The sequence below is a fragment of the Streptomyces sp. NPDC001407 genome, from assembly GCF_042895325.1.
Lineage (GTDB): Bacteria > Actinomycetota > Actinomycetes > Streptomycetales > Streptomycetaceae > Streptomyces.
In genome coordinates, this window is sequence record NZ_JBIAWF010000003.1 from 255,171 (window position 1) to 275,241 (window position 20,071).

General features: G+C 73.1%; 16 protein-coding genes. 2 read left to right on the forward strand and 14 right to left on the reverse strand.

Features of this window, described 5'->3' with window-relative positions; all coding sequences use genetic code 11:
* Positions 1–243: 243 nt before the first annotated feature.
* The 11 genes from ACFY1P_RS06670 to ACFY1P_RS06720 all read right to left on the reverse strand — a co-directional run bounded on the left by ACFY1P_RS06670 (position 244) and on the right by ACFY1P_RS06720 (position 13,649).
* The gene (locus tag ACFY1P_RS06670) at positions 244–1,692 is read right to left on the reverse strand and encodes an aldehyde dehydrogenase family protein (protein WP_390749920.1); all 1,449 of its coding nucleotides are present in this window, start codon (positions 1,690–1,692) and stop codon (positions 244–246) included.
* Positions 1,689–2,996, reverse strand: a complete 1,308-nt coding sequence (locus ACFY1P_RS06675; RefSeq protein ID WP_390749921.1) for a hydroxyacid-oxoacid transhydrogenase — start codon at positions 2,994–2,996, stop codon at positions 1,689–1,691. Before ACFY1P_RS06675 ends, ACFY1P_RS06670 begins: the two co-directional genes overlap by 4 nt.
* A gap of 241 nt (positions 2,997–3,237) precedes the next feature.
* Complete coding sequence (locus ACFY1P_RS06680) at positions 3,238–4,230, reverse strand: aldo/keto reductase (RefSeq protein ID WP_390749922.1); 993 nt, start codon at positions 4,228–4,230, stop codon at positions 3,238–3,240.
* Positions 4,227–5,579, reverse strand: a complete 1,353-nt coding sequence (locus tag ACFY1P_RS06685) for an aspartate aminotransferase family protein (protein ID WP_390749923.1) — start codon at positions 5,577–5,579, stop codon at positions 4,227–4,229. Before ACFY1P_RS06685 ends, ACFY1P_RS06680 begins: the two co-directional genes overlap by 4 nt.
* Positions 5,566–6,663 (reverse strand): alpha/beta fold hydrolase, encoded by a 1,098-nt coding sequence (locus ACFY1P_RS06690; RefSeq protein WP_361525877.1) that lies wholly within the window; start codon positions 6,661–6,663, stop codon positions 5,566–5,568. Before ACFY1P_RS06690 ends, ACFY1P_RS06685 begins: the two co-directional genes overlap by 14 nt.
* Positions 6,660–8,375 carry a fatty acyl-AMP ligase gene (locus ACFY1P_RS06695; RefSeq protein WP_390749924.1) on the reverse strand — a complete coding sequence of 572 codons (1,716 nt, stop codon included), beginning with the start codon at positions 8,373–8,375 and terminating at the stop codon, positions 6,660–6,662. The genes ACFY1P_RS06690 and ACFY1P_RS06695 overlap by 4 nt, the downstream gene beginning before the upstream one ends.
* Before the next feature lie 86 nt (positions 8,376–8,461).
* Positions 8,462–9,571, reverse strand: coding sequence for a M14 family metallopeptidase (locus ACFY1P_RS06700; protein WP_390749925.1), 1,110 nt, complete (start codon positions 9,569–9,571; stop codon positions 8,462–8,464).
* Positions 9,568–10,332 (reverse strand): hypothetical protein, encoded by a 765-nt coding sequence (locus ACFY1P_RS06705; protein WP_361525869.1) that lies wholly within the window; start codon positions 10,330–10,332, stop codon positions 9,568–9,570. Before ACFY1P_RS06705 ends, ACFY1P_RS06700 begins: the two co-directional genes overlap by 4 nt.
* Positions 10,333–10,412: 80 nt before the next feature.
* A complete protein-coding gene (locus ACFY1P_RS06710) occupies positions 10,413–11,138 on the reverse strand; it encodes an iron-containing redox enzyme family protein (protein ID WP_390749926.1) in 726 nt (241 codons plus the stop codon).
* 44 nt (positions 11,139–11,182) lie between these two features.
* Entirely contained in the window at positions 11,183–12,271 is a 1,089-nt protein-coding gene (locus tag ACFY1P_RS06715; RefSeq protein ID WP_390749927.1) for a hypothetical protein, read from the reverse strand.
* 277 nt (positions 12,272–12,548) lie between these two features.
* Positions 12,549–13,649 carry a hypothetical protein gene (locus ACFY1P_RS06720; RefSeq protein WP_361525861.1) on the reverse strand — a complete coding sequence of 367 codons (1,101 nt, stop codon included), beginning with the start codon at positions 13,647–13,649 and terminating at the stop codon, positions 12,549–12,551.
* 213 nt (positions 13,650–13,862) lie between these two features.
* Here ACFY1P_RS06720 and ACFY1P_RS06725 point away from each other — a divergent pair, with 213 nt between their 5' ends.
* Positions 13,863–15,542: an aldehyde dehydrogenase family protein gene (locus tag ACFY1P_RS06725; protein WP_390749928.1), complete on the forward strand. Its 1,680-nt coding sequence runs from the start codon at positions 13,863–13,865 to the stop codon at positions 15,540–15,542.
* Between the two features lie 338 nt (positions 15,543–15,880).
* Here the strand turns inward: ACFY1P_RS06725 and ACFY1P_RS06730 are convergent, their stop codons facing one another.
* The gene (locus ACFY1P_RS06730) at positions 15,881–17,254 is read right to left on the reverse strand and encodes a S8 family serine peptidase (protein ID WP_390749929.1); all 1,374 of its coding nucleotides are present in this window, start codon (positions 17,252–17,254) and stop codon (positions 15,881–15,883) included.
* A gap of 292 nt (positions 17,255–17,546) precedes the next feature.
* On the opposite strand from ACFY1P_RS06730, the gene ACFY1P_RS06735 reads away from it, so the two are divergent.
* The gene (locus ACFY1P_RS06735) at positions 17,547–18,083 is read left to right on the forward strand and encodes a DoxX family membrane protein (RefSeq protein WP_361529188.1); all 537 of its coding nucleotides are present in this window, start codon (positions 17,547–17,549) and stop codon (positions 18,081–18,083) included.
* Positions 18,084–18,117: 34 nt separating this feature from the next.
* On the opposite strand, the gene ACFY1P_RS06740 is transcribed toward ACFY1P_RS06735, so the two are convergent.
* Together ACFY1P_RS06740 and ACFY1P_RS06745 are read right to left on the reverse strand one after the other, a co-directional pair.
* Complete coding sequence (locus tag ACFY1P_RS06740; RefSeq protein WP_390749930.1) at positions 18,118–18,762, reverse strand: response regulator; 645 nt, start codon at positions 18,760–18,762, stop codon at positions 18,118–18,120.
* Complete coding sequence (locus ACFY1P_RS06745; RefSeq protein WP_390749931.1) at positions 18,726–20,045, reverse strand: sensor histidine kinase; 1,320 nt, start codon at positions 20,043–20,045, stop codon at positions 18,726–18,728. The genes ACFY1P_RS06740 and ACFY1P_RS06745 overlap by 37 nt, the downstream gene beginning before the upstream one ends.
* Between the last annotated feature and the right edge of the window lie 26 nt (positions 20,046–20,071).

Consider the following 20,071-nt stretch of genomic DNA (forward strand, 5'->3'; position numbering starts at 1 on the left):
GGCCGGTGCGGGTGGGTGGCACCTGCGGCGGGCTTTTTCCCCTACCCGCCCCTTCCCGAACTGGGGGCTGCGCCCCAGACCCCGGTCCTCAATCGCCGGACGGGCTGATGGTGCGGACCGTAACCAGCGAATTCAGCCCGTCCGGCGTTTGAGGACACCCGGCGAAGCCGGGTTGGGGTCCGGGGTCTCCCCGGTTTCGGGAAGGGGCGGGGCTGGGGAACAAAAAGCGCCGCCCGCAGGGCGTCAGACCGGGTCCACCTCGATCGCCACCGCCTTCACCCTCGTATACTCCCGCAACGCCTCAAACCCCTTCTCCCGCCCGAAGCCCGACTGGCGGTAGCCGCCGAAGGGGAGTTCGACACCACCGGCCGCACTGTACGTGTTGACGAAGACCTGGCTGACGCGCAGCGCACGGGCCACCGCGTGGGCCAGGCCCACGTCGCGGGTCCATACCCCGGCGCTCAGCCCGTACGTGGTCGCGTTGGCCAGGGCGACAGCCTCCGCGGTGTCGCCGAACGGCGTGACGCACAGGACCGGGCCGAAGATCTCCTCCTGGGCGACGGCCGCGTCGGGCGGAACGTCGTCGAAGAGCGTGGGTTCGACGAAGAAGCCCCCTGCCGCGACGCTCGGCACTCCCCCGCCGACGACGAGCCGGGCGGCCTTGCGGCCGCCGTCGATGTGGTCGAGTACGGTGCCGCGCTGGCGGGCGGAGATCAGGGGGCCCAGGTCGGGGTCCTGGGCGCCCGGCCCGATGCGCAGTCCCGCGAACGCCTCGGCGAGGGCCGCGCTCACCCGCGCGTGGACGCTGCGGTGGACCAGGACCCGGGTGCCCGCGGAGCAGTTCTGCCCGGCGTGCTCGATGACGGAGGCGACGATGCGCGGCACGGTGGTCGCCGGGTCGTGGTCGGGGAAGACCAAGTGGGGTGATTTGCCGCCGAGTTCGAGGGTGACGGGGACGATGCCGCGGGCGGCGGCGGTCATGACGGACCGTCCGGTCCGGCGGGAGCCGGTGAAGGCCAGGTGGTCGAGGCCGGGGTGCTCGGCCAGGGCGGCCCCGGCCTCCGGGCCGGTGCCGGGGACGGCGTTGAGTACGCCCGCGGGGAGGCCCGCCTGGGTGGCGAGTTCGGTGATGCGCAGCGGCGTCAGAGGGGCGTCCTCGGCGGGTTTGAGTACGCAGGTGTTGCCCGCCGCGAGCGCCGGGGCGAGGGTGCGGGCGGTGATCTGCATCGGGTAGTTCCAGGGGATGATGTGCCCGCACACGCCGTGCGGTTCCTGGAGGGTGTAGGCGAGCAGGTCGGGGTGGTCGAGCAGCGTGCGCCCGTGGAGGGCCTCGATGCTCCCGGCGTAGAAGTCGAAGTAGCGCGCCGCGACGTCCGCGTCGGTGTACGCCTGGCCGATCGGTTTGCCGGTGTCCAGGCACTCCAGTTCGGCGAGCTCGCGGCGGTGGGCGCGCAGGGTGTCGGCGACGGCCCGGCAGGCCGCGGCGCGGGTGGCGGCCGTGGTGTGGCGCCAGGTCGTCTCGAAGGCGGTACGCGCGGCCGTCACCGCCCGGTCGATCTCGGCGGGCCCGCAGCGGCTCACCCGGGCGCAGGGCCGTCCGGTGGAGGGGTCGAGGTCGGCGAAGGTGTCGCGGGCCGGGACGCGCCGCCCGTCGATGAACGCCTCGGCCAGCGGTAATTGACGCTCCGTCATATCAGCACCGCCGTTCCATGGTCGAGCGACCGGGCGAGGATGCCGGAGAGGTGCGAGCGGTCGACGTCGCGCGGGCAGCAGGCCAGCAGCCGCTCCTGGCGGGCCGCGCCCTCGGTGAGGGCGGGGATGTCGCGGGCGGTGTAGCCGAAGTCCGACAGCCCGCGGGGTCCTCCCGTATCGGCGACGAGGTCGAGGAGGGTCTGCGGCAGCAGGTCGGCGCCGTTGCGCACGGTGGTCCCGCCCAGGCTCGCGCCGAGGAGTTCGGCGGCGCGCAGGTGCCGCTCCGGGGAGGTCGCGTAGGTGAAGGCGAACGCGGCCGGGGCCGTGACCACGACGGACTCCCCGTGCGGGACCAGCGGGTGGTCGACCCGGTAGTCCCGGGGCCGGTAGTCCGTGACCAGGCCCGCGATCGGATAGGCGCAGGCGTGCGGTATGTGCGTGCCGGCGTTGCCGAAGCCCATGCCCGCGAACAGCGCGGCCCGGCTCATCCCGGCCCGCGCCTCGATGTCGTACGGGTTGAGGACGGCCCTGCGCAGATACCGCCCGACCAGGGTGAGTGCCTGCTCCGCCCAGACGTCGCTGATCGGGTTGGCGCCGACGTAGACGGGACGGACGCCGGGCGAGGCGTACGGGGGCCGCCGGTCGAAGGGGCGCGCCGTGTACGACTCGCAGGCGTGGGTGAGGACGTCGTAGCCGGAGGCGGCGGTCACGGCGGGCGGCATCGTGACCGTGTTCCACGGGTCGACGACGGCGGCGGTGGGGCGCAGCCGCGGGTCGGATATGCCGGTCTTGACGCGCTCGGAGACGACGCCGAGCGCGACCATGCAGGTGCACTCGCTGCCGCTGCCGGCCGTGGTCGGCACGGTGATCAGCGGCTTGAGGAGGCGGGGCACGGGCGCGCCGTCGCCGATCGGCCGGTTGAGATAGCGCCGGACGCCGCTCTCCGGACAGCTCCGCAGCAGGTTGATCATCTTGGCGGTGTCCATGGAACTGCCGCCGCCGAGACCGATGTAGCAGTCGAACTCCCTCTTGCCGAGGGAGGCCGCGGCGGCCTCGCATCCTCTGTCGGTGGGCTCGACCTCGGCTTGGTCGAAGACGGCTGTCTCCACCCCCTCCCGCTCGACCAGCGCGCGCACACGCTGCGGCAGGCCCAGGCGGGCCAGGTTGGGGTCGGTGACGATGAGGGCCGAGCGGGCGCCGAGCTGCCGGATCTCGTGGCCGATCTCTTCGGTGGCGTGGAGTCCGTAGCGGATGGGTGGGGCGGCCCAGGTGATGACGGTTTCTTGGGTGCGGGTGGTTGGCACGGTGGGCTCCTTGTCGTGAGCGGCTGGTGGGGCGGGGGGTTTTCCCCTACCCGCCCCTTCCCGAAACTGGGGCGCGTGCCGCAGACCCCCCGAACCGCGCTCCGCGCGGTGTCCTCAAACTCCCCCAGCTACCGCTGGGGGAGTTTGAGGACGCGCCCGAAGGGTGCTGGGGTCCGGGGTCTCCCCGGTTTCGGGAAGGGGCGGGGTAGGGGAACAAAGCCCCGCAGGGCCCCCGACCGAGTCAACCGTCGAGCTCAGCCATACGATGCACCGGATATCGCTCACCCACCGCCCGCGACGGAGTCACCGCCTCCCCCACCGCCCCCAACTCCTCCTCCGTCAGAGCGAGCCGCACCGCCGCCACGTTCTCCCACAGATGACGCGATCTCTTCGTCCCGGGAATCGGCACGACGTCGTCTCCCCGCGACAGCACCCAGGCCAGGGCGAGTTGGGCGGGAGAGACCCCGTGCCGGCGGGCGATGTCGCACAAGGGCTCCACCACTCGCAGGTTGGCCGTGAAGTTCTCCCCCTGGAAGCGGGGGCTGGTGCGGCGGTAGTCGCCCTCGGCGAGCGCGTCCGGTGAGGTCAGGGTGCCGGTGAGGAAGCCGCGCCCCAGTGGGCTGTACGCGACGAAGCCGATGCCGAGTTCGCGCAGGGTCGCGAGGAGGCCGTTCTCGACGTCGCGGGACCACAGGGAGTATTCGCTCTGGACGGCGGTCACGGGGTGGACGGCGTGGGCGCGGCGGACCGTGGCGGCGGATGCCTCGGACAGACCGATGTGGCCGATCTTCCCGGCGGTGACGAGTTCGCCGAGCGCCCCGACGGTCTCCTCGATCGGCACGGCGGGGTCGACGCGGTGCAGGTAGTAGAGATCGATGCGGTCGACGCCGAGCCGGCGCAACGAGGCGTCGCAGCACTGCCTGGCGTAGCCGGGGCTGCCGTCGATGCCGAGCCAGGTGTTGCCGGGGCCCCGCCGGAGCCCGAACTTGGTGGCAACGGTGACCTGTTCGCGGAGTCCGGCGACGGCCTTGCCGAGGAGTTCCTCGCCGGTGTGCGGGCCGTAGACGTCGGCCGTGTCGAGGAGGGTCACGCCCAGGCCGACGGCCTCGCGGACGGTGCTGACGGCGGCGTCGGGGTCGGCGGCGCCGTAGAAGTCGGTCATGCCCATGCACCCGAGGCCCAGCGCGGAGACCTCCAGGGTCCCCAGGCGGCGGGTGGGCAGCGGCTGGGTCATGAGGCCGCGCTCACCTCCTCCAGAACCTTGGCGAGGGTCTCCATGCCCTGGTCGATCTGGGCGAGCGTGGTGCTGGCCGGGGGCACGAAGCGCAGGACGCTGCCGCCGCGGCGCACGCTGAAGATGAGGCCGGCCTCGAAGCACCGGCGGCCGATCTCGTTGCCCGCCTCGAAGGCGGGTTCCTTGGTGTCGCGGTCCTTGACGAGTTCCACGCCCACGAGCATGCCGCGCCCGCGGAGGTCGCCGATGATCTCGTACCGCTCCATGAGCGCGGTCAGGTGCTCGCGCAGGCGGGCGCCGAGCGCGCGGGCCTTGGCGGGCACGTCCTCCTCGACGACGATGTCGATGCTCGCGGACCCGGCCGCGCACAGCAGCGGGTCGTTGCTGTGCGAGCGGGTGACGGTCAGTCCGGTCTCGACGACCTTGTCCTCGATCGCGTCGGTCGTGGTGACCGAGCTGATGCCGACGCCGCCGCCGAGGTGTTTGGCGAGGGTGACGATGTCGGGGACGATCTCCTCGTCGGTGAAGCCGAACATCGTGCCGAGCTTGCCGAGACCCGTCTGTTCGTCGTCGACGACCAGCAGCATGCCGCGTTCGTGGCACAGCTCCCGCAGCCTCGCCAGCCAGCCCTTCGGCGGGTCGATGACGCCGCCCGCGCTGAACAGCGGTTCGGTGATGACAGCGGCCGGCTGGTCGGTGGCCTGGGCGTCGACGAGTTCGAAGCTCGCGTCCAGGCAGGCGAAGCCGCAGGAGGGGAAGGACTTGGCGAGCGGGCAGCGGTAGCAGTACGGGGCGAGGAGCGCGTAGGAGTCGCCGGAGAGCGGGCCGTGGCCGCGCCGCCAGCCCGCGAAGGTGACCGAGCGGGCGCTCGCGGACAGGCCGTGGTAGCTCACGTGCGGGCTGAAGACCTCGCGGCCGCCGGTGTAGATCCGGGCGAGCAGCAGGGCGAGCTCGTTGGCGTCGGCGCCGGACTCGCCGAACAGGCTGCGGGTGAGCGGGTCGGGCAGCAACTCCCCCAGCTTCGCCGCCAGTTCGATCTCCTTGACGTTGAAGTGACTGCTGTGGGCGTGCAGCATCGTCTCGCACGCCTCCTGGATGGCGGCGAGGATACGCGGGTGGTTGTGGCCCAGCGCGGCGCACATCTGGCCGGAGTTGAAGTCGAGGTAGTCGTTGCCGTGCAGATCGGTGACGACGGAGCCGCGCGCGGACGCGAACACGGGCCCGGAGAAGGCGCTCGTATCGATGCGGCCGCGGAAGCTGTACCGCTGAGCGGTGTCCAGCAGCTCGCGTTCGCGCAGGCCGGGGTCGGCCGCGCCCGCGGGCCGGCCGGAGTGCTCAACTGTGGTCATCACGATCTCCTCGTTCTGTCGGGCCTGCTGCCGTTTCGAGGGCGGTCTCGCACACCGCCGCCAGTTCGGACACGTGGGTGGAGAACAGCGTCCAGTGGTCGCCCGGCACCTGGACGGCACGGAACCGGCCGCCGGCCGCGTAGGGGCCCCACCCGTAGTCCTCCGGGCCGGTGCCGCCGGTGCCGTGGGTGCCCTCGCGGGTGTGAATGAGCGTCATGTCACCGTCGTAGGGCGGGGGTTCGTAGCCCGACAGGGCGCGGGCGTTCTCCAGGTAGACGGCGGCGAAGCGGCGCACCTGGTGCGGGGTGAGGCCGGTGCGCTCGCCGCCGGCGCGGCGGCAGATCTCGGCGGCCGCGGCGTCCACCTCCTCGTAGGGCGCGGTGACCGGCGGGTCCTGGCCCAGGGCGCGGGAGACGAACTCCACGGCCCGGGCGCGGATCGCCGGGATGTCGGGCGGGCGCAGGTCGCAGTCCAGGAGCAGCACATGGCCGACCCGCTCGCCCCCGGCGGTGAGGGTGGCCGCCATCTCCAGTGCCACGGCCCCGCCCATGGAGTAGCCGCCGAGGAGGTACGGGCCGTGCGGCTGGACGCGGCGCATGTGGCGGATGTAGCGGGCGGCCATGGCGGGGACGGTGCGGTCGGCGCGGGCGGCGTCGTTGCGGCCGACGGACTCGAAGCCGTACGTCCTGACGCGGTGTTCCAGGCGGCGGGCGAGCCGGCCCAGCACCAGCACGTGGCCGCCCATGCCGTGCACGCAGAACAGCGCGGGACCCCGGCTGCCGGGCGGCGCGAAGCGGACCAGGGTGCGTTCGGCGGCGTCCTCGGGGGCGCTGGTGGTGATCCAGTGGGCCATGCGCCGCACGGTCGCGAACTCGGCGGCGCCGCGCCGGGGCAGCCGCACCCGCAGGTCGCTCTCGACGCTGGCGACGAGTTCGGCGGCGAGCAAGGAGTCGCCACCGAGGTCGAAGAAGTTGTCGTCCATGCCGACCGGGGTTCCCAGGACGCGTGTCCAGACGTCGCCGAGGGTCTTCTCCAGGCCGGTGCGCGGCTGCCCGGCGGGGTGCTCCCCCGTGGTGGCGGTCATCCGCGGACCGCCCCGAGCGGTGCGGGTACGCGTGCGATCTCGTCGAGTCCGCCGTGCAGATAGGCGTCCTTGGCCGTACCGCGGCGGATCTTGCCCGCGCTGGTCTTGGGCACGGTGCGGCGCCTGATCAGGACGAGTTCGGACAGCCGCAGGCCGCACGCGCGCACGACGGCCCGGCCGGCGGCCGCGCCGACGGTGGTGGCGGCGTCGGGCGTGCCGTCGTACTCGGCGACGGCGACCAGCCGGCTGCCGCCGTCCGCGCCCTCGGTGTCGAAGGCGGCGACGCAGCCGGGCCGCAGCCGGGGGTCGGCGGACCAGACGGCTTCCTCTATGTCCTGGGGGTAGTGGTTGCGGCCGTGGACGATGATGACGTCCTTGATGCGCCCGGTGACATAGAGCTCGCCGTCGCGCAGCAGGCCGAGGTCGCCGGTGCGGAGGTACGGGCCGGTGCCCGGCGCGTCGGCGGGACGGGCGGCGAAGGCGGCGGCGGTGGCGTCCGGGCGCCGCCAGTATCCGGCCGCGACCCCGGGCCCGCGGACCCAGATCTCGCCCTCGGTGCCGTCCGGGCGGGTGCGCAGGGTGACGGGGTCGACGACGCGTACCTCGGTCCCGGCGACGGCGCGGCCGACGCCGACGACGTGTGAACCGGCGTGTGCGGGCAGGGAGATGACGCGGGCCCGGGTGCCGGGGTCGGGGCCGGACACCATGAGGGTGGCCTCGGCGAGCCCGTATCCCGGGGCGATCCGTTCGGCGGCGAAGCCGGAGCGGGCGAAGCGCTCGGCGAAGCGCTCGATGGTCGCCCGGCGCACGGGCTCGGCGCCGTTGACGGCGAGCCGCCAGGCGGACAGGTCCAGGGTGGCGGCCCGTTCGGGGGTGGCCTTGCGGACGCACAGGTCGTACGCGAAGTTGGGCGCGGCGCTGAAGGTGCCGCCGAAGCGGGTGAGGTTCTCCAGCCAGCTCAGCGGGTCGACCATGAACTCGAACGGCGAGGAGAGGACGGCGTCCGTGCCCGAGCAGAGGGGCAGCAGGATGCCGAGGATCAGGCCCATGTCGTGGTAGGGCGGCAGCCACGAGACCAGGCGGTCGTCGGGGGTGAGGCGGAAGCGGTCGGTCATCGCGGCCATGTTGGCGAGCAGCCCGGCGTGGGTGACGACCACGCCGCGCGGGTCGCCGGTGGAGCCGGAGGTGTACTGGAGGAACGCGATGTCACCGGCCGCCGCGGCGCGGTCCGGTGCGGTCGCGGCGCTGTCGTCGACGGTGTCGGTGGCGAGGCCGGGGAGGTCGCGCAGGGCGGGGGTGCTCCGGTGATCGGCCAGGTGCGCGGTGTCGGTCGCGAAGAGCGCGGGTCGCGCGTCGCGGACGATCGCGGCCACCCGGGCGGCGCCCGCGGGGGTGTCCGGCGGGTTCGCGGGCACGGCCACGACGCCCGCGTGGAGGCAGGCGAGGAACGCCGCGACGTATTCGGGACCGTGCGGGTGGAGCAGCAGGACGCGGTCGCCGGGCCGCACCCGGGAGCGCAGGGCGGCGGCGAGGGCGCGGGCGCGGGTGTCCAGCGCGGCGTGGGTCACCGCGAGGGTGTTGCCGGGGGCGTCCGGGTCGCGGGAGTCGAGGACGAAGCGGAAGGCGAGCGCTTCGGGGGTCCGCCGCGCCCGGTCGCGCAGCAGCGTGTCCAGCCCGGCGGCCTGCGGCCGGGGCATCGAGCCGATCGACATGTCGTGTGCAGTCCGTTCTGTGCGCGCCGGGTGCGGCGGATCGCGGCGGGATGTGCGGGATGCGGCGGAATGCAAAGAGGTGGCGGTCATGCGGGCCGGGGCCGCGCCTCGGGGGCGAGCCCGGCGAGCGCCGCGTGGAGGATGCCGGTCCCGGCTCTCAGTACAGCGTCGCGCCAACCGGGGTCGTCCGGGTAGAACGCCGCGCTCATCCGCCGTCCGATGTCCTCCGCGAGGGCGGGCCGGTGTCCGGGGTGGAGCCACAGCCAGTTGTCGGCCCGCAGCGCGGTGAGGACCTCCAGGCCCGTGGTCGTGCCGAGCTCCAGGGTGATCGCGGTGAGCCGTGCTCCGTCGCCGAGGACGTCGGCGACCAGGCCGGCGGTGTTGCCGGTGATGGGGGTGGAGCTGGAGGTGCCGTCCTCGGAGACGGTGAGCGCCGGGCCGTACCAGGCGCGGGCGCGGTCCAGGGCGCCCGCGTCGCGGCCGCCGCGGAAGATCGGTTCGGCCTGGGCCGGTGCGCCGAGCCCGGTGTGCAGGTCGAGGTAGGCGACGGCGCGGGCACCGGCCGTGTACGCGGTGACGACGTCACGCAGCACCCGGTGCGACCAGGTGGGGGCGGTGCCGCCGTAGAAGAGCCCGTCGGGGTGGGTCCACTGGCCCTGGGTGACGGTCCGCTGGAGGGCGCGGGTGCCGTGGGCGGCGGCGAACGCGCCGAGGGCGGCGTCGCCCTGACGGTGGGCGGGGCCCTCCCAGTCGTCGGGGACGAGGGCCGTGTGCAGTTCGGCGTAGCGGGCGTTGACCGGGGGCCGGGTGTGGTCGACGAAGTTGCGGTTGAGGTCGGTGTTGTCCTCGTCGACGCGGCGGCGGTGGGCGAAGCCGAAGGGGTTGAGGGCGTGCACGGCGACGAAGGCGACGTCGCGGACGCCGTAGGGGTAGCCGTCGGCGACGATCGCGGACTGCAGGGCGGAGCCCGCGTACCCCTCGATGCCGTGGGTGCCGCTGACGCACAGGACGACGCGGCGCGCGCCGGGCGGCCCGAAGCGGACGACGTCGGTGCACAGGGGTTCGCCGCCGGGGCCGGTGGCGCGGTCGTTGCGGTACGAGCGTGGGGTGGCGCCGCGGGCCCTCGCGCGGGCGAGGAAGGTGCTGCGGGCCGCCGCGTAGGTCTCGCGGAAGTGCTGTGCCGGGTGGTGGTTCATCGGCCCGCTCCCCGGGCCCGCGCCGCGCTCGCGTGGAAGGCGCGCAGCAGGGCGTGCGAGCCGTCGCGGCTTCCCGCGTCGAACACGCACAGGACGCGGTCGCCCGGGCGGGTGGTGCGGGCGAAGTACGCGTTGACGCCGGCGTCGCGGCACAGGGGCCGCTCGGGATAGAGGTCGGCGGGGACCCCGATGCCGGAGATCACCCCGGTCCTGGGGTCGAAGGGGTGGCCGGGCGAGAGCAGCGCGGCGATGTCCTGGGCGCGTGCCATGTGCGCGGGGTCCTGGGGTGCGCCCGTGCAGTCGGGGTAGAGCGAGGTGCCGGGGATCCGGGTGAAGGTCCGCAGGCCGATCAGGACGACGGGGTTGTAGGTCTTGAGGGCGATCAGGCGCGGCAGGTCCTCGGCGGTGCGGCCGAGCGCGTCGAAGTGCGCGCCCCAGCTGGAGCGGAGGACGGCGGTGTGCCGCAGCCCCTCGGCGACGAACTGCGTGGTGACGTGGAGCAGTTCGGCCCCGTCGGGGAGGCGGTCGGTGCGGGAGGCCAGGGCGCCGACGGCGGCGCCGGTCGCGGGGTCGACGGCCACGGTGACCAGGCCGGCGGAGCGGAACATGTCGCGGCGGTGTGCGAAGAGTTCCCGCATCCGCAGGGCGGGCAGGGCGGCGGTGAGGCCGTCCGTGAGCCACTCCTCGCGCGCCGCGGTCAGCTCCCCCGGTGGCCTGAGGTGTATCAGTGCCACGTCCGCGCGGTCCCCCGTGACCGTCATCGTCTCTCCCCCGTGCTCGCGTGCGTTCCTTCTCCGGTCCCCGTCCGGTGCTCGTTCCGGTCTGTCGGGCCCCGGCCGTCTCATGCCTCGACGGGGGCGGGCAGGTCCAGGCGCCGCGAGGGGTCGACGGTGAGGCGGTAGAGCTCCAGGAAGTACAGCTGCCAGAGCTGGTAGATGTCCTTCAGGTGGGCGAGGGTGCGCCGCTCGTCGTCGGGGGTGCGGACCAGGCCGGCCAGGACGTCCCAGACGAAGTCGTCGTGGTCGTCGTCCAGGTCGGTGCCCACGTGGGCGCGCTGGCCCTTGATCTTGTCGCGGCCGAGGGTCTTCTCCAGGTTGTCCAGCCAGGAGGGCTGGGTGCGGGTGGTGGTGTACTCCACGAAGTAGACGCTGGCGACCAGCGCGAGCGGGCTGTCCTCGTACTCCAGCCCGTACTGGAGGTAGCCGGTCAGCAGCTTGGTGGAGAGCAGGGGCTCGGTGGCGTAGATCTCCTCCTTGGTGACGCCGACCTTGGCGAGGTCCGCCGCGAAGAGGACGTCGTGCAGCATCTCGTCCTCGGTGTAGTGCGCCCACTTCTTGGCCGTGGCCGGGTCGGTCTTGGTCCAGTGGCGCAGGGCGAGGGCGTCGAGGGTGCGCTTGCGGCGCAGCCGGAGGATGGTCTCGATGTTGTGGCGCTTGTAGTAGGCGAGGTCGATCTCCTTCGACTCCAGCTGGTGGCGGGCGAAGGGGATGGTCTCGTAGAAGTCCTTGATGCACAGGTCGAGGTACGCGTCCACCCGGGTGCGGAACCCCGTGTTCTTTGTCGTCATCGCCGGTCCTCTCGTTGTCCGTTCACCGATGTAATGACTGACCGTCAATGACAGCCGCACCCCGGCGCGTTCGTCCTCCTGATGCGGCGCCGGGCACCGCCGGCGCCCAGCAGGACCCGGTCGGCGCCGTCCACGACGGCGGATCCGGGGCACAGGAAGGTGAGCGCGAAGCGCGTGAAGGGGGTCAGCCCCAGGCCGAGGTGCAACACGCCGTTCGCCGCCCCGTAGACCTCGTTGAGCCCGCAGTTGGCGGGGACGGTGTCCATCTCCGTGTGGATGCCGAAGCCGAGCTCCCACACCGGCCGGTAGCCCGCGTCGGAGTCCAGGAGCGTCTCCAGTGCCTTCGCCGCGGCCGCGGCGCCGGGGTGGCCGGTCCCCGGGCGGCAGGCGGTGACGGCCCCGGCGGTCACGGTGATCACGACGGGGTGCCGGTGCAGGGGCAGCAGCTGCCGGAAGAGGGCGTCCTGGGCCGCGTCGAGGGCCCGGTCGTAGCCCGCGTGCACGATGGGCCAGCCGCGCAGGGTGAGTTCGCCGTCGAGGGCGAGCCGGCGGTCCGCGTCGAAGCCGGTGATGGGCATGGGCAGCACGCTGATCTCGCCGCTGGGGGCGATCTGCTGCTCGCCCGGCGCGAGGACGCCGGCCTGGAGGTTGATCTCCAGGTCCGGGTCGTCGAGGCCGAGGGCGCAGGTGGTGCCCTGGGCGGCGTCGACGATGCGCAGGGTGTCCGCCTGCTCCAGGCCCGCGAAGAACCGGTCGGCGCGGGCCGCCTGTGCGTCGGGGTCGGTGCGTTCGAGGACGGACAGGAAGTACCGCAGGTGCTCCCGCTCCACGGGCGTCGAGCCGCACGGCATGACGGCGATGCGGCGGCTGCCGACGGCGGCCGGGGCGGGTGAGGTGACGAACGCGCCGGGGCGGACGACGAGCACGTCGGCGGCCTCGGGGATCCGGGTCGCCAGGAGGTCCTGGAGCGTGTCGCCCGGGCGGGCGGCGACGATCAGCGCCCCGTCGTGGCCGTGCGGCTCCTCGATGACGACGCCATGGGCCAGGGCCTCGTCGGTGACCAGGCAGAAGGCGCCCTTGGGGGCGGCGAACTGCCGGTACGCCGCGGGGCGTACGACCAGTGGGGGCGCCACGGGATTCCTCCTGGGTCGGCGTCGGGGATGTGCCACGCTGGGGTTCGGCGGGTGGGCCGGGCATCAGCCGGCCCACCCGCCTCCTGACGCGGCGGGGACGGCCGCGGGCCGGGCGCGCGCTCGGCCCGCCGTGCGGCCGGTTCCGCCGGCCGGGCCGGGTCAGCCCAGAAGGGTGCCCAGGTAGTTGCTGTTCTTCTTGACCTTGATCTTCTTCTCGGTCTGCTGCACGGCGGATCCTCCTTCCGGACAACTCGGTGGCGTTCTCCCATGCGGGAGTTCATGGGGTGGCGGGGCCGGGGGAACCCGCCGCGGTGGCGGCGACACGGTCCTCGGTGTAGCCGCCCTCGACGCCCAGGACACGGGTCCCGGTGTCGGTGTGGACGGTGGTGCCGGGCGCGATGATGTCGAGGTGGTACTGCGTGTACGGCGTGAGGCCGAGCCCCCAGTGCAGGCAGCCCTGTGTGCCGCCGTACACCTCGTTCATCGCGTGGTTGCCCGGGAGCAGGTCCAGGCTGGTGTTGAGGGCGTGGCCGATCTCCCAGACGATGCGGTAGCGCGAGTCGACGGCGAACATCGCCTCCAGCATCTCCACCGCCGGCCGCGCCCCCGGGGTGTCGGCCCGCAGGTGCGTGATGGCCCCGGCCTCGACGCGCGCGACGACGGCGTTGCCGGTCATCGCCGCGAGCCGGCCGTGCACGCGGGCCTGGTCGCGGCGGGTGTACGAGGGGGTGCCGTTGTGCAGGATCGGGTATCCGCTCAGGACGATCTCGCCCTCCAGGGGCAACCGCATGTCCTCGTGGAACTCGGTGATCTCCACCGGCAGCACGCTGATCTCACCGGAGGGCACGATCTGCTGCTCACCCCACTCCAGCGGGCCCGCCTGCTGGTTCCACTCCAGGCCGTCGGCGAGATGCTGCAGGACGGCCCGGGTGCCGCGCCGGTCGTCGCGGTAGACGAGGTGTTCCGCGGCTTCGAGGTGCTCGAAGAACGCGTCGGAGAAGGCGCCCTGTTCGGCCGGTGAGGTGCGCTCCATCACCCGCAGGAAGTGCCGGACGGTCTCCAGCGAGGTGGGCGTGGAGTTGCAGGCCATCGCCATCAGCTTGCGCCGCGGACCGAGATCCTCCGGGCGGGGCGAGGCGAAGAAGGCGTGCGGCGAGATCGCCAGCACGTGGGCGGGCTCGGGGATCCGCTCACGCAGGACCTCCTCGAACGTCTCACCCTCGGCCATCGGGACCATCAGGTGGTCCTTGTACGCGCCGGTGCGCACGATCTCGATCCGCTGCGTCAGTTCCGGGTTCGTCACCAGGCAGAACACGGCTCCCTGCGGGGCGCCGAACTGCTGGAGCCGCTCGGGATCGACCATGATGACCGCGCTCATCGGTGACCTGCTTCCTGGCGGGGTGCGCGCTGCGGGGCTGCGGCAGTGCCGATGCCTGCAACGTAGGCGCAGCCGGGTCTGCGGGGTGTCTACGGGACGTCCACCGCTCGTACGCCGGGCCGGTGCGCGGCGCCGCGCCGTTGCCAACAGCCCCCGGATCCAGGCATGTTCGGTGCGGGGATTCCCAGCGGTACGCGGTTCGAGGGGGCGCGCGTGGAGCGGACACAGCCGTCGCATCAGGACACGGAGGTGCTGCGCGGTGCCGCGGCCGAGTGGGCGGCACTCCCGGTCGCCGGGAGGCTGGAGCTGCTGCTGGCGGCGCGGCCGCGGATCGTCGCCGTGGCGGACCGCTGGGTGACGTGGTCGTGCCGGGCAAAGGGCGTCGCCCCGAGTTCGGCCGCCGCCGGGGAGGAGTGGCTCACCGGTCCCTATCCGCTGCTCCGCTACGTCGACGCGCTGGCCCGCACGCTCACCGCGGTCCGTGACGGGCGCGATCCGCTGCGGGGTGCCCGCTTCACCACCCGGCCCGGCGGGCGCACGGCGGTCCGCGTCCTGCCGTTCGACAGCGCGGACCGGCTGCTGATGCACGGCTACCGGGCCGAGGTGTGGCTGGCGCCCGGGGTGGACGAGGCGCGAGCCCGCGCCAGTGCCGGGCACGGCGCGCGGCCGGAGGGCGGCGGGGTCTGCGTCGTCCTGGGCGCGGGCAACATCAACTCCATCGCGCCCCTCGACGTACTGCACCAGCTGTACGCCGCCGGGACGGTGGTCCTGCTCAAGCTCAATCCGGTCAACGACTACCTCGCGCCGCTGCTGCGGGAGGTCTTCGCGCCGTTCGTCGCGCGCGGGTTCGTACGGATCACCACGGGCGGCGCGGCGGTCGGGGCCGCGCTGGTGAGCGACCCGGCGGTCACGGCCGTGCACATCACCGGCAGCGCCGCCACGCACGACGCGGTCGTCTTCGGTCCGGGCCCCGCGGGCGCCGCCCGCAAGGCCGCCGGGCGCCCCCTGCTCGACAAGCCGGTGACCAGCGAACTCGGCGGGGTCGGTGCCGCGGTCGTGCTGCCCGGCCCGTGGCACCGGGCGGACCTGCGCCACCAGGCGCGGCACCTGGCGGCGCAGAAGCTCAGCAACAACGGCTTCAACTGCGCGGCGGTGCAGGTGCTCGTCCTGCCCGAACACTGGGACGCCCGCGCGGAGTTCCTCGACGAGCTGCGGTCGGCGCTGCGCACCGCGCCCGCGCGCCCCGCCTACTACCCGGGGGCGGCCGAACGCCAGGCGCGGGCGGTCGCGGGCCGCACGCGCGTCGAGCTGCTGGACTCCGCCGAGGTGCCGCGTACGCTGCTGCCCGGCATCGCCCCGGACGCCGGCGACCCGGCCTTCCGCACCGAGTTCTTCGCGCCCGTCCTCGCCGTCACGGCGCTCCCGGGCCGGACCCCGGCGGAATTCCTCGACCACGCGGTGGAGTTCTGCGACACCGCGCTCGCGGGCACGCTCGGCGTGAATCTCCTCGCCCACCCCCGGACGCTCCGCGCCCTCGGCCCCCGCTTCGACGAAGCCGTGGCCCGGCTCCGGTACGGGACGGTGGGCGTCAACTGCTGGACGGCGGTGGGCTACGCGCTGCCGCGCGCGGTGTGGGGCGCGTACCCCGGCCACACGCCGGCCGACGTCGGCAGCGGCATCGGGGTGGTCCACAACGCGCTGCTGCTGCCGGGCGCGGAGCGGACGGTCCTCACCGGCCCGTTCCGGCCGGCACCGCGGGGGCTCTCGCCTGTCCCACCGTGGTTCGTGCACAACCGCACGGCGGACGGGACGGGGCGGTTGCTGTTCGCGTATACGGCGCGGCCGGCGCTGCGGGGGTTGGGGGCGGTGCTTTGGTCGGCGCTACGGGGGTGACGGGGGCACGGGCGCCTGCGGCGGGCTTTTTTCCCCAGCCCCGCCCCTTCCCGAAACTGGGGCTACGCCCCAGACCCCGCAACACGGCTTCGCCGCGTTGTCCTCAAACGCCGGACGGGCTGTTGTGCTGGTCACGGTCCGCACATTTCAGCCCGTCCGGCGTTTGAGGACGCGGCCGCAGGCCGCTCTCCGCCGCAGGCGGCAACGGATCCGCACGTCGGGGTCTGGGGCAGAGTCCCAGTTTCGGGAAGGGGCGGGGCTGGGGAACAAAACAGCCCGCCCGGCGACTGAGGGCGCCCCCCGCCGCAGCAAGGAGCGCCCCAAGGTCACGCAGAAGCTCAGCCGTGCCGCGCCGCCCGCGCCAGGGCCGGGACGAAACGGGCCGCGTCGACCGTGCCGACGCCCGTCGCCATGTCGTAGCCGTCGACCGCCTTGTAGCCGGTGACACCCTGGTAGCTGTTGTCCGTACCGTCGTTCACGTCGACGATGCCCGTGCCGGGGCGGCCGTCCGCGGCGCGGTCGTACAGCGTGTACAGCGCGTCGTGGATGTTGCCCAGCCGGTGGCCCGCGGCCTGGTCGGCGAGGGCGACGATGCCGGAGAAGAGGGGGCTGGACTCACTCGTGCCGCCGGAGACGTCCCAGCCGGTGGCGGCGGGGTCGTAGCTGGAGTACACCCAGGCACCGCCGTTGACCGCGGCGGCCATGGAGATGTCCGGGGTGCCGCGGCGGTCACCGACGACATTCGCCACGCCGTCCTGGAAGTCCGGGCGGCCGAAGACGTGCGACTGGCCGCCGCCGCCCGCGCCGTTGTCGTTGTAGACGCTCTCCGGGGCGGTGCGCTCACCCTTGTCGTTCAGGTGCAGCTGGGTGCCGCCGACCGAGGTGACCAGCGGGTCGGAGGAGGGCCAGGAGTTGACGCGCTCCTTGTAGTAGCCCTTGCCGTCCGCGGTGTTGTCGGTGGCGCCGCCGTCACCGGAGGAGGCGAGGACGGTCACGTTCTTTCTCGCGGCCGCCTTGAAGGCGTAGCGCAGGTTCTTGATGCTGGAGAAGTCGCCCTTGTCGAAGCCGGGGAAGGTGTTCTCCGTGGCGCCGAAGCTCTGGGTGATGACGTCGCCGACACCGTGGTCGATCATGAACTTCTCGGCGTCCATCATCTCCGGCAGGCCGGTGACGCCCTCGGTCTCCGCGACGGCCGTCTCGACGAGCACGATCTTCGCGTCCGGCGCGATGGCGTGTGCCATCTCCACGTCGAGGGTGGTCTCGCCGGCCCAGCCGGTCATGTCCGTGTTCTTGGGGTCCCAGGCGGGGACGTTGCCCCACTTGACGACCTTCACCGGGGTGCTGGCCATCCCGAACTGCTTGCTGTAGACGTCCAGGTCGTGCTGGATCGTCGGTGAGCCGAAGGAGTCCACGATCACGATGGTGCGGCCCTTGCCCGTGATCCCCGCCTTGTAGAGAGGGTCGAGGTTGTACGCCTTGCGGTACTGCAGCGGGTTGTAGCAGGCGATCTTACACTTGGCCTGGCACTCCGTGGTCGGGACCGGGCTCGCCTGGCCGTGGACCAGCTGGTGGCCGGCGACGGCCGGGACCACCTTGGTGTGCGGCACGGCGGCCGCGGCCACCGTGCCGGCCTGCGGAAGGGCCGCCGCGGCCAGGGCGGCGGTACCGGCGGCCACGGCGAGAACGCGGAGCCGGGGGCGGGCTATGTGCATGGAGTCTCCCTCTGTGGGGGCGGGGCCGCGAGGAGCGGCTGTCGCGATCCCATCGGGCGATCATGTGCAGAACAAGAGCGTTTGTCCCTTGATGCCGAATGCTTTACCTGGCGCCGAAACCTTGGATTTTTTATGGACGTTCCATGAGGAAGTCGCGGTGTCTCGCATACCTGTTCGATGCTCGGCGCGCCCAGGGAACCGTGCGGGGAGACACTTGGGGGAAGGGCCTCGGGAGGGGCCGGGGGCGGACGGGACACCGACCACCGGACACCCCGAGAAAGCAGGCACCACCATGGCTTTCCGCAGCAGAAACCCATCCGCCGAGCCCGCGCTCGGCACGTCCGCGACCGCGTTCTCCGCGGGGATCCTGCTGCTGCGCCTCATGCTCGGCCTGATCATGATGGCGCACGGCTCGCAGAAGCTCTTCGGCTGGTTCGGCGGCCCGGGCATCAGCGGCACGGGGAAGGCGTTCACCGAACTCGGCTATCCCGCCGGCAAGACCATGGCCGTCGTCGCGGGCCTCAGCGAGGGACTCGGCGGCGCGGGGATCTTCCTCGGGCTGCTCACCCCGCTCGCCGCGGCCGCGCTCCTCGGCACGATGATCAACGCGCTCGACGTGACGTGGGACGGCGGGTTCTTCGCGCCGAAGGGCGTGGAGTTCACCCTCCTCATCGCCGTCACCGCGGCCGCCCTCGCCCTCACCGGCCCCGGCCGCCACGCGGTCGACCACTACCTCCCCGTACTGCGCCACCACCGGCTCGCCTACGGCGTCGCGGCGATCGTCCTAGCGGCGGTGGCGGCCTGTGTGGTCCTGCTGATCCGGCACTGACCCCGGGACTTGCCCTCACGCGCCGGGACGGGCCTCACGCGTTGAGATAGGCGAGCACCGCCAGGACCCGCCGGTTGCTGTCGCTGTCCTGCGGCAGCATCAGCTTGGCGAAGATGTTGGAGATGTGTTTGGCCGCGGCACCCTCGCTGACACAAAGGCGTTGTGCGATGGCCATGTTGGAGCAGCCCTCGGCCATCAGCTCCAGGACGTTCCGCTCCCGTGCCGTGAGGGCGCCCAGCGGTTCGTCCCGCGCGTGACTGACCATCAGCTGGGCGACGACCGCGGGGTCCATGGCGGTGCCGCCCGCCGCCACCCTGCGGATGGCGTCGATGAACTGGTCGTTGTCGAAGACGCTGTCCTTCAGCAGATAGCCGATGCCGCCCGTGCCGTCGGCGAGGAGCTCCCGCGCGTACATCTGCTCCACGTTCTGCGAGAGCACGAGGATCGGCAGCCCGGGGATCTCGCGCCGGGCCCGCAGGGCAGCCTGGAGGCCCTCGGTGGTGAAGGTCGGGGGCAGCCGGACGTCCACGACGGCGATGTCCGGCCGGTGCTCGGCGAGCGACGCGGAGAGGTCTTCGCCGTTGTCGACGGCGGCCACGACCTCGAAGTCGTACGCCTCCAGGAGCTGGATGAGCCCCTGCCTCAGGAGGAAGAGGTCTTCGGCGAGGACAACACGCACGGTATCTCCATCTTCGTCATGGTCGGACCACCCGCGGGGCTGCTGATGTCCAGGGTTCCGTCGAAGGCCGCCAGCCGGCGGCGGATGCCTGTCAGGCCGGTGCCCTGCCCGGCGTCGGCGCCGCCGCGGCCGTCGTCGGTGACGCGGGCGTGCAGCACGTCGCTCTCGTGCCAGACCGTGACCTCGACGTGGTCGGCGCCGGAGTGCTTCAGCGCGTTGGTCAGCAGCTCCGACACCGAGAAGTACACGGCCGACTCGACCGGTGCGGGCGGCAGTCCGGGGATGTCCGCGGTGACCTCGACCTGGAGCGGGCTGGCGATGCCGAGGGCGCGCAGCGCGTCGGCGAGGCCGCGTTCGGCGAGCACGGGCGGGTGGATGCCGCGGACGAGGTCACGCAGCTCCCGCAGGGCCAGGACGGAGGACTGCCGCGCCTCCAGCAGCAGGCGCCGCGCCTCCTCCGGCTTGCGGTCCAGCTGCCGCTCGACCGCCCCGAGCGTGATGCCGAGGCCGACGAGCCTGGCCTGGGCGCCGTCGTGGAGGTCCCGTTCGATGCGGCGCAGTTCGGCGGCCTGGGTGTCGAGCGCGGTGGTCCGGGTCTCGGCCAGGTGCCGCACCCGGGAGGCGAGCAGGGTGCGCTCGGTGGGGCCGAGCAGGAAGCGGGTGAAGTAGGCGTGCGTCTTGAGGATCAGCGGGCTCACCCACAGCCAGGCGAGGAACACGCCGATCGTGGGCACCAGGGCCAGCAGGGCCGTCGGCCAGCTGTCCACGGTGACGAAGCAGTACCAGCGGCCGTGGCCGGTCGCGTCGAGGATGGGCTTCCAGAGGCCGAGGGCGACGGCCAGCCCCTCCAGGGCGTAGTAGAGCACCGCGGCGGGCAGCAGGCCGATCATGCCGACGCCGGTGTTGAGCAGCAGCCACAGCAGGTCGCGCCAGGTGGCCGGGTCGGTGAGGATCCACTTGCAGCGGCGCATCCACCCGACGATGTCCTTCTCGAACTCCTGCGGCTCGGGCACGTAGGGGACGTTCACCTGGACCCCGGACCGCCCGGCGGCGCGGCGGTTGGCGTTGCACAGCCAGCGCACGCCCTTCGTCACGATCGGCAGGGCGACCGCGCCGATGCCGATCACGAAGAGGATCACGAAGTAGGTGGTCGTGAGGAATAACCCCAGGGCCGCCAGCGCCCCGGCCGCGATGGCCACTCCGACCACCGTGTCGCCGACGGCGCGGCGGGCCCGGGCGCGCCATGCGCCGATGCCGTGGGTCACGTTCCCGGTCGTCCTCATCAGGAGTAGGTGGTCTCCGCTGGTCG

What these genes read in the sequence shown, in the direction of transcription:
- ACFY1P_RS06670 (WP_390749920.1), bottom strand. Translation starts at nt 1,692, where the DNA reads ATGACGGAGCGTCAATTACCGCTGGCCGAGGCGTTCATCGACGGGCGG.
- ACFY1P_RS06680 (WP_390749922.1), bottom strand. Translation starts at nt 4,230, where the DNA reads ATGACCCAGCCGCTGCCCACCCGCCGCCTGGGGACCCTGGAGGTCTCC.
- ACFY1P_RS06685 (WP_390749923.1), bottom strand. Translation starts at nt 5,579, where the DNA reads ATGACCACAGTTGAGCACTCCGGCCGGCCCGCGGGCGCGGCCGACCCC.
- ACFY1P_RS06690 (WP_361525877.1), bottom strand. Translation starts at nt 6,663, where the DNA reads ATGACCGCCACCACGGGGGAGCACCCCGCCGGGCAGCCGCGCACCGGC.
- ACFY1P_RS06695 (WP_390749924.1), bottom strand. Translation starts at nt 8,375, where the DNA reads ATGTCGATCGGCTCGATGCCCCGGCCGCAGGCCGCCGGGCTGGACACG.
- ACFY1P_RS06700 (WP_390749925.1), bottom strand. Translation starts at nt 9,571, where the DNA reads ATGAACCACCACCCGGCACAGCACTTCCGCGAGACCTACGCGGCGGCC.
- ACFY1P_RS06705 (WP_361525869.1), bottom strand. Translation starts at nt 10,332, where the DNA reads ATGACGGTCACGGGGGACCGCGCGGACGTGGCACTGATACACCTCAGG.
- ACFY1P_RS06710 (WP_390749926.1), bottom strand. Translation starts at nt 11,138, where the DNA reads ATGACGACAAAGAACACGGGGTTCCGCACCCGGGTGGACGCGTACCTC.
- ACFY1P_RS06720 (WP_361525861.1), bottom strand. Translation starts at nt 13,649, where the DNA reads ATGAGCGCGGTCATCATGGTCGATCCCGAGCGGCTCCAGCAGTTCGGC.
- ACFY1P_RS06730 (WP_390749929.1), bottom strand. Translation starts at nt 17,254, where the DNA reads ATGCACATAGCCCGCCCCCGGCTCCGCGTTCTCGCCGTGGCCGCCGGT.
- ACFY1P_RS06735 (WP_361529188.1), top strand. Translation starts at nt 17,547, where the DNA reads ATGGCTTTCCGCAGCAGAAACCCATCCGCCGAGCCCGCGCTCGGCACG.
- ACFY1P_RS06745 (WP_390749931.1), bottom strand. Translation starts at nt 20,045, where the DNA reads ATGAGGACGACCGGGAACGTGACCCACGGCATCGGCGCATGGCGCGCC.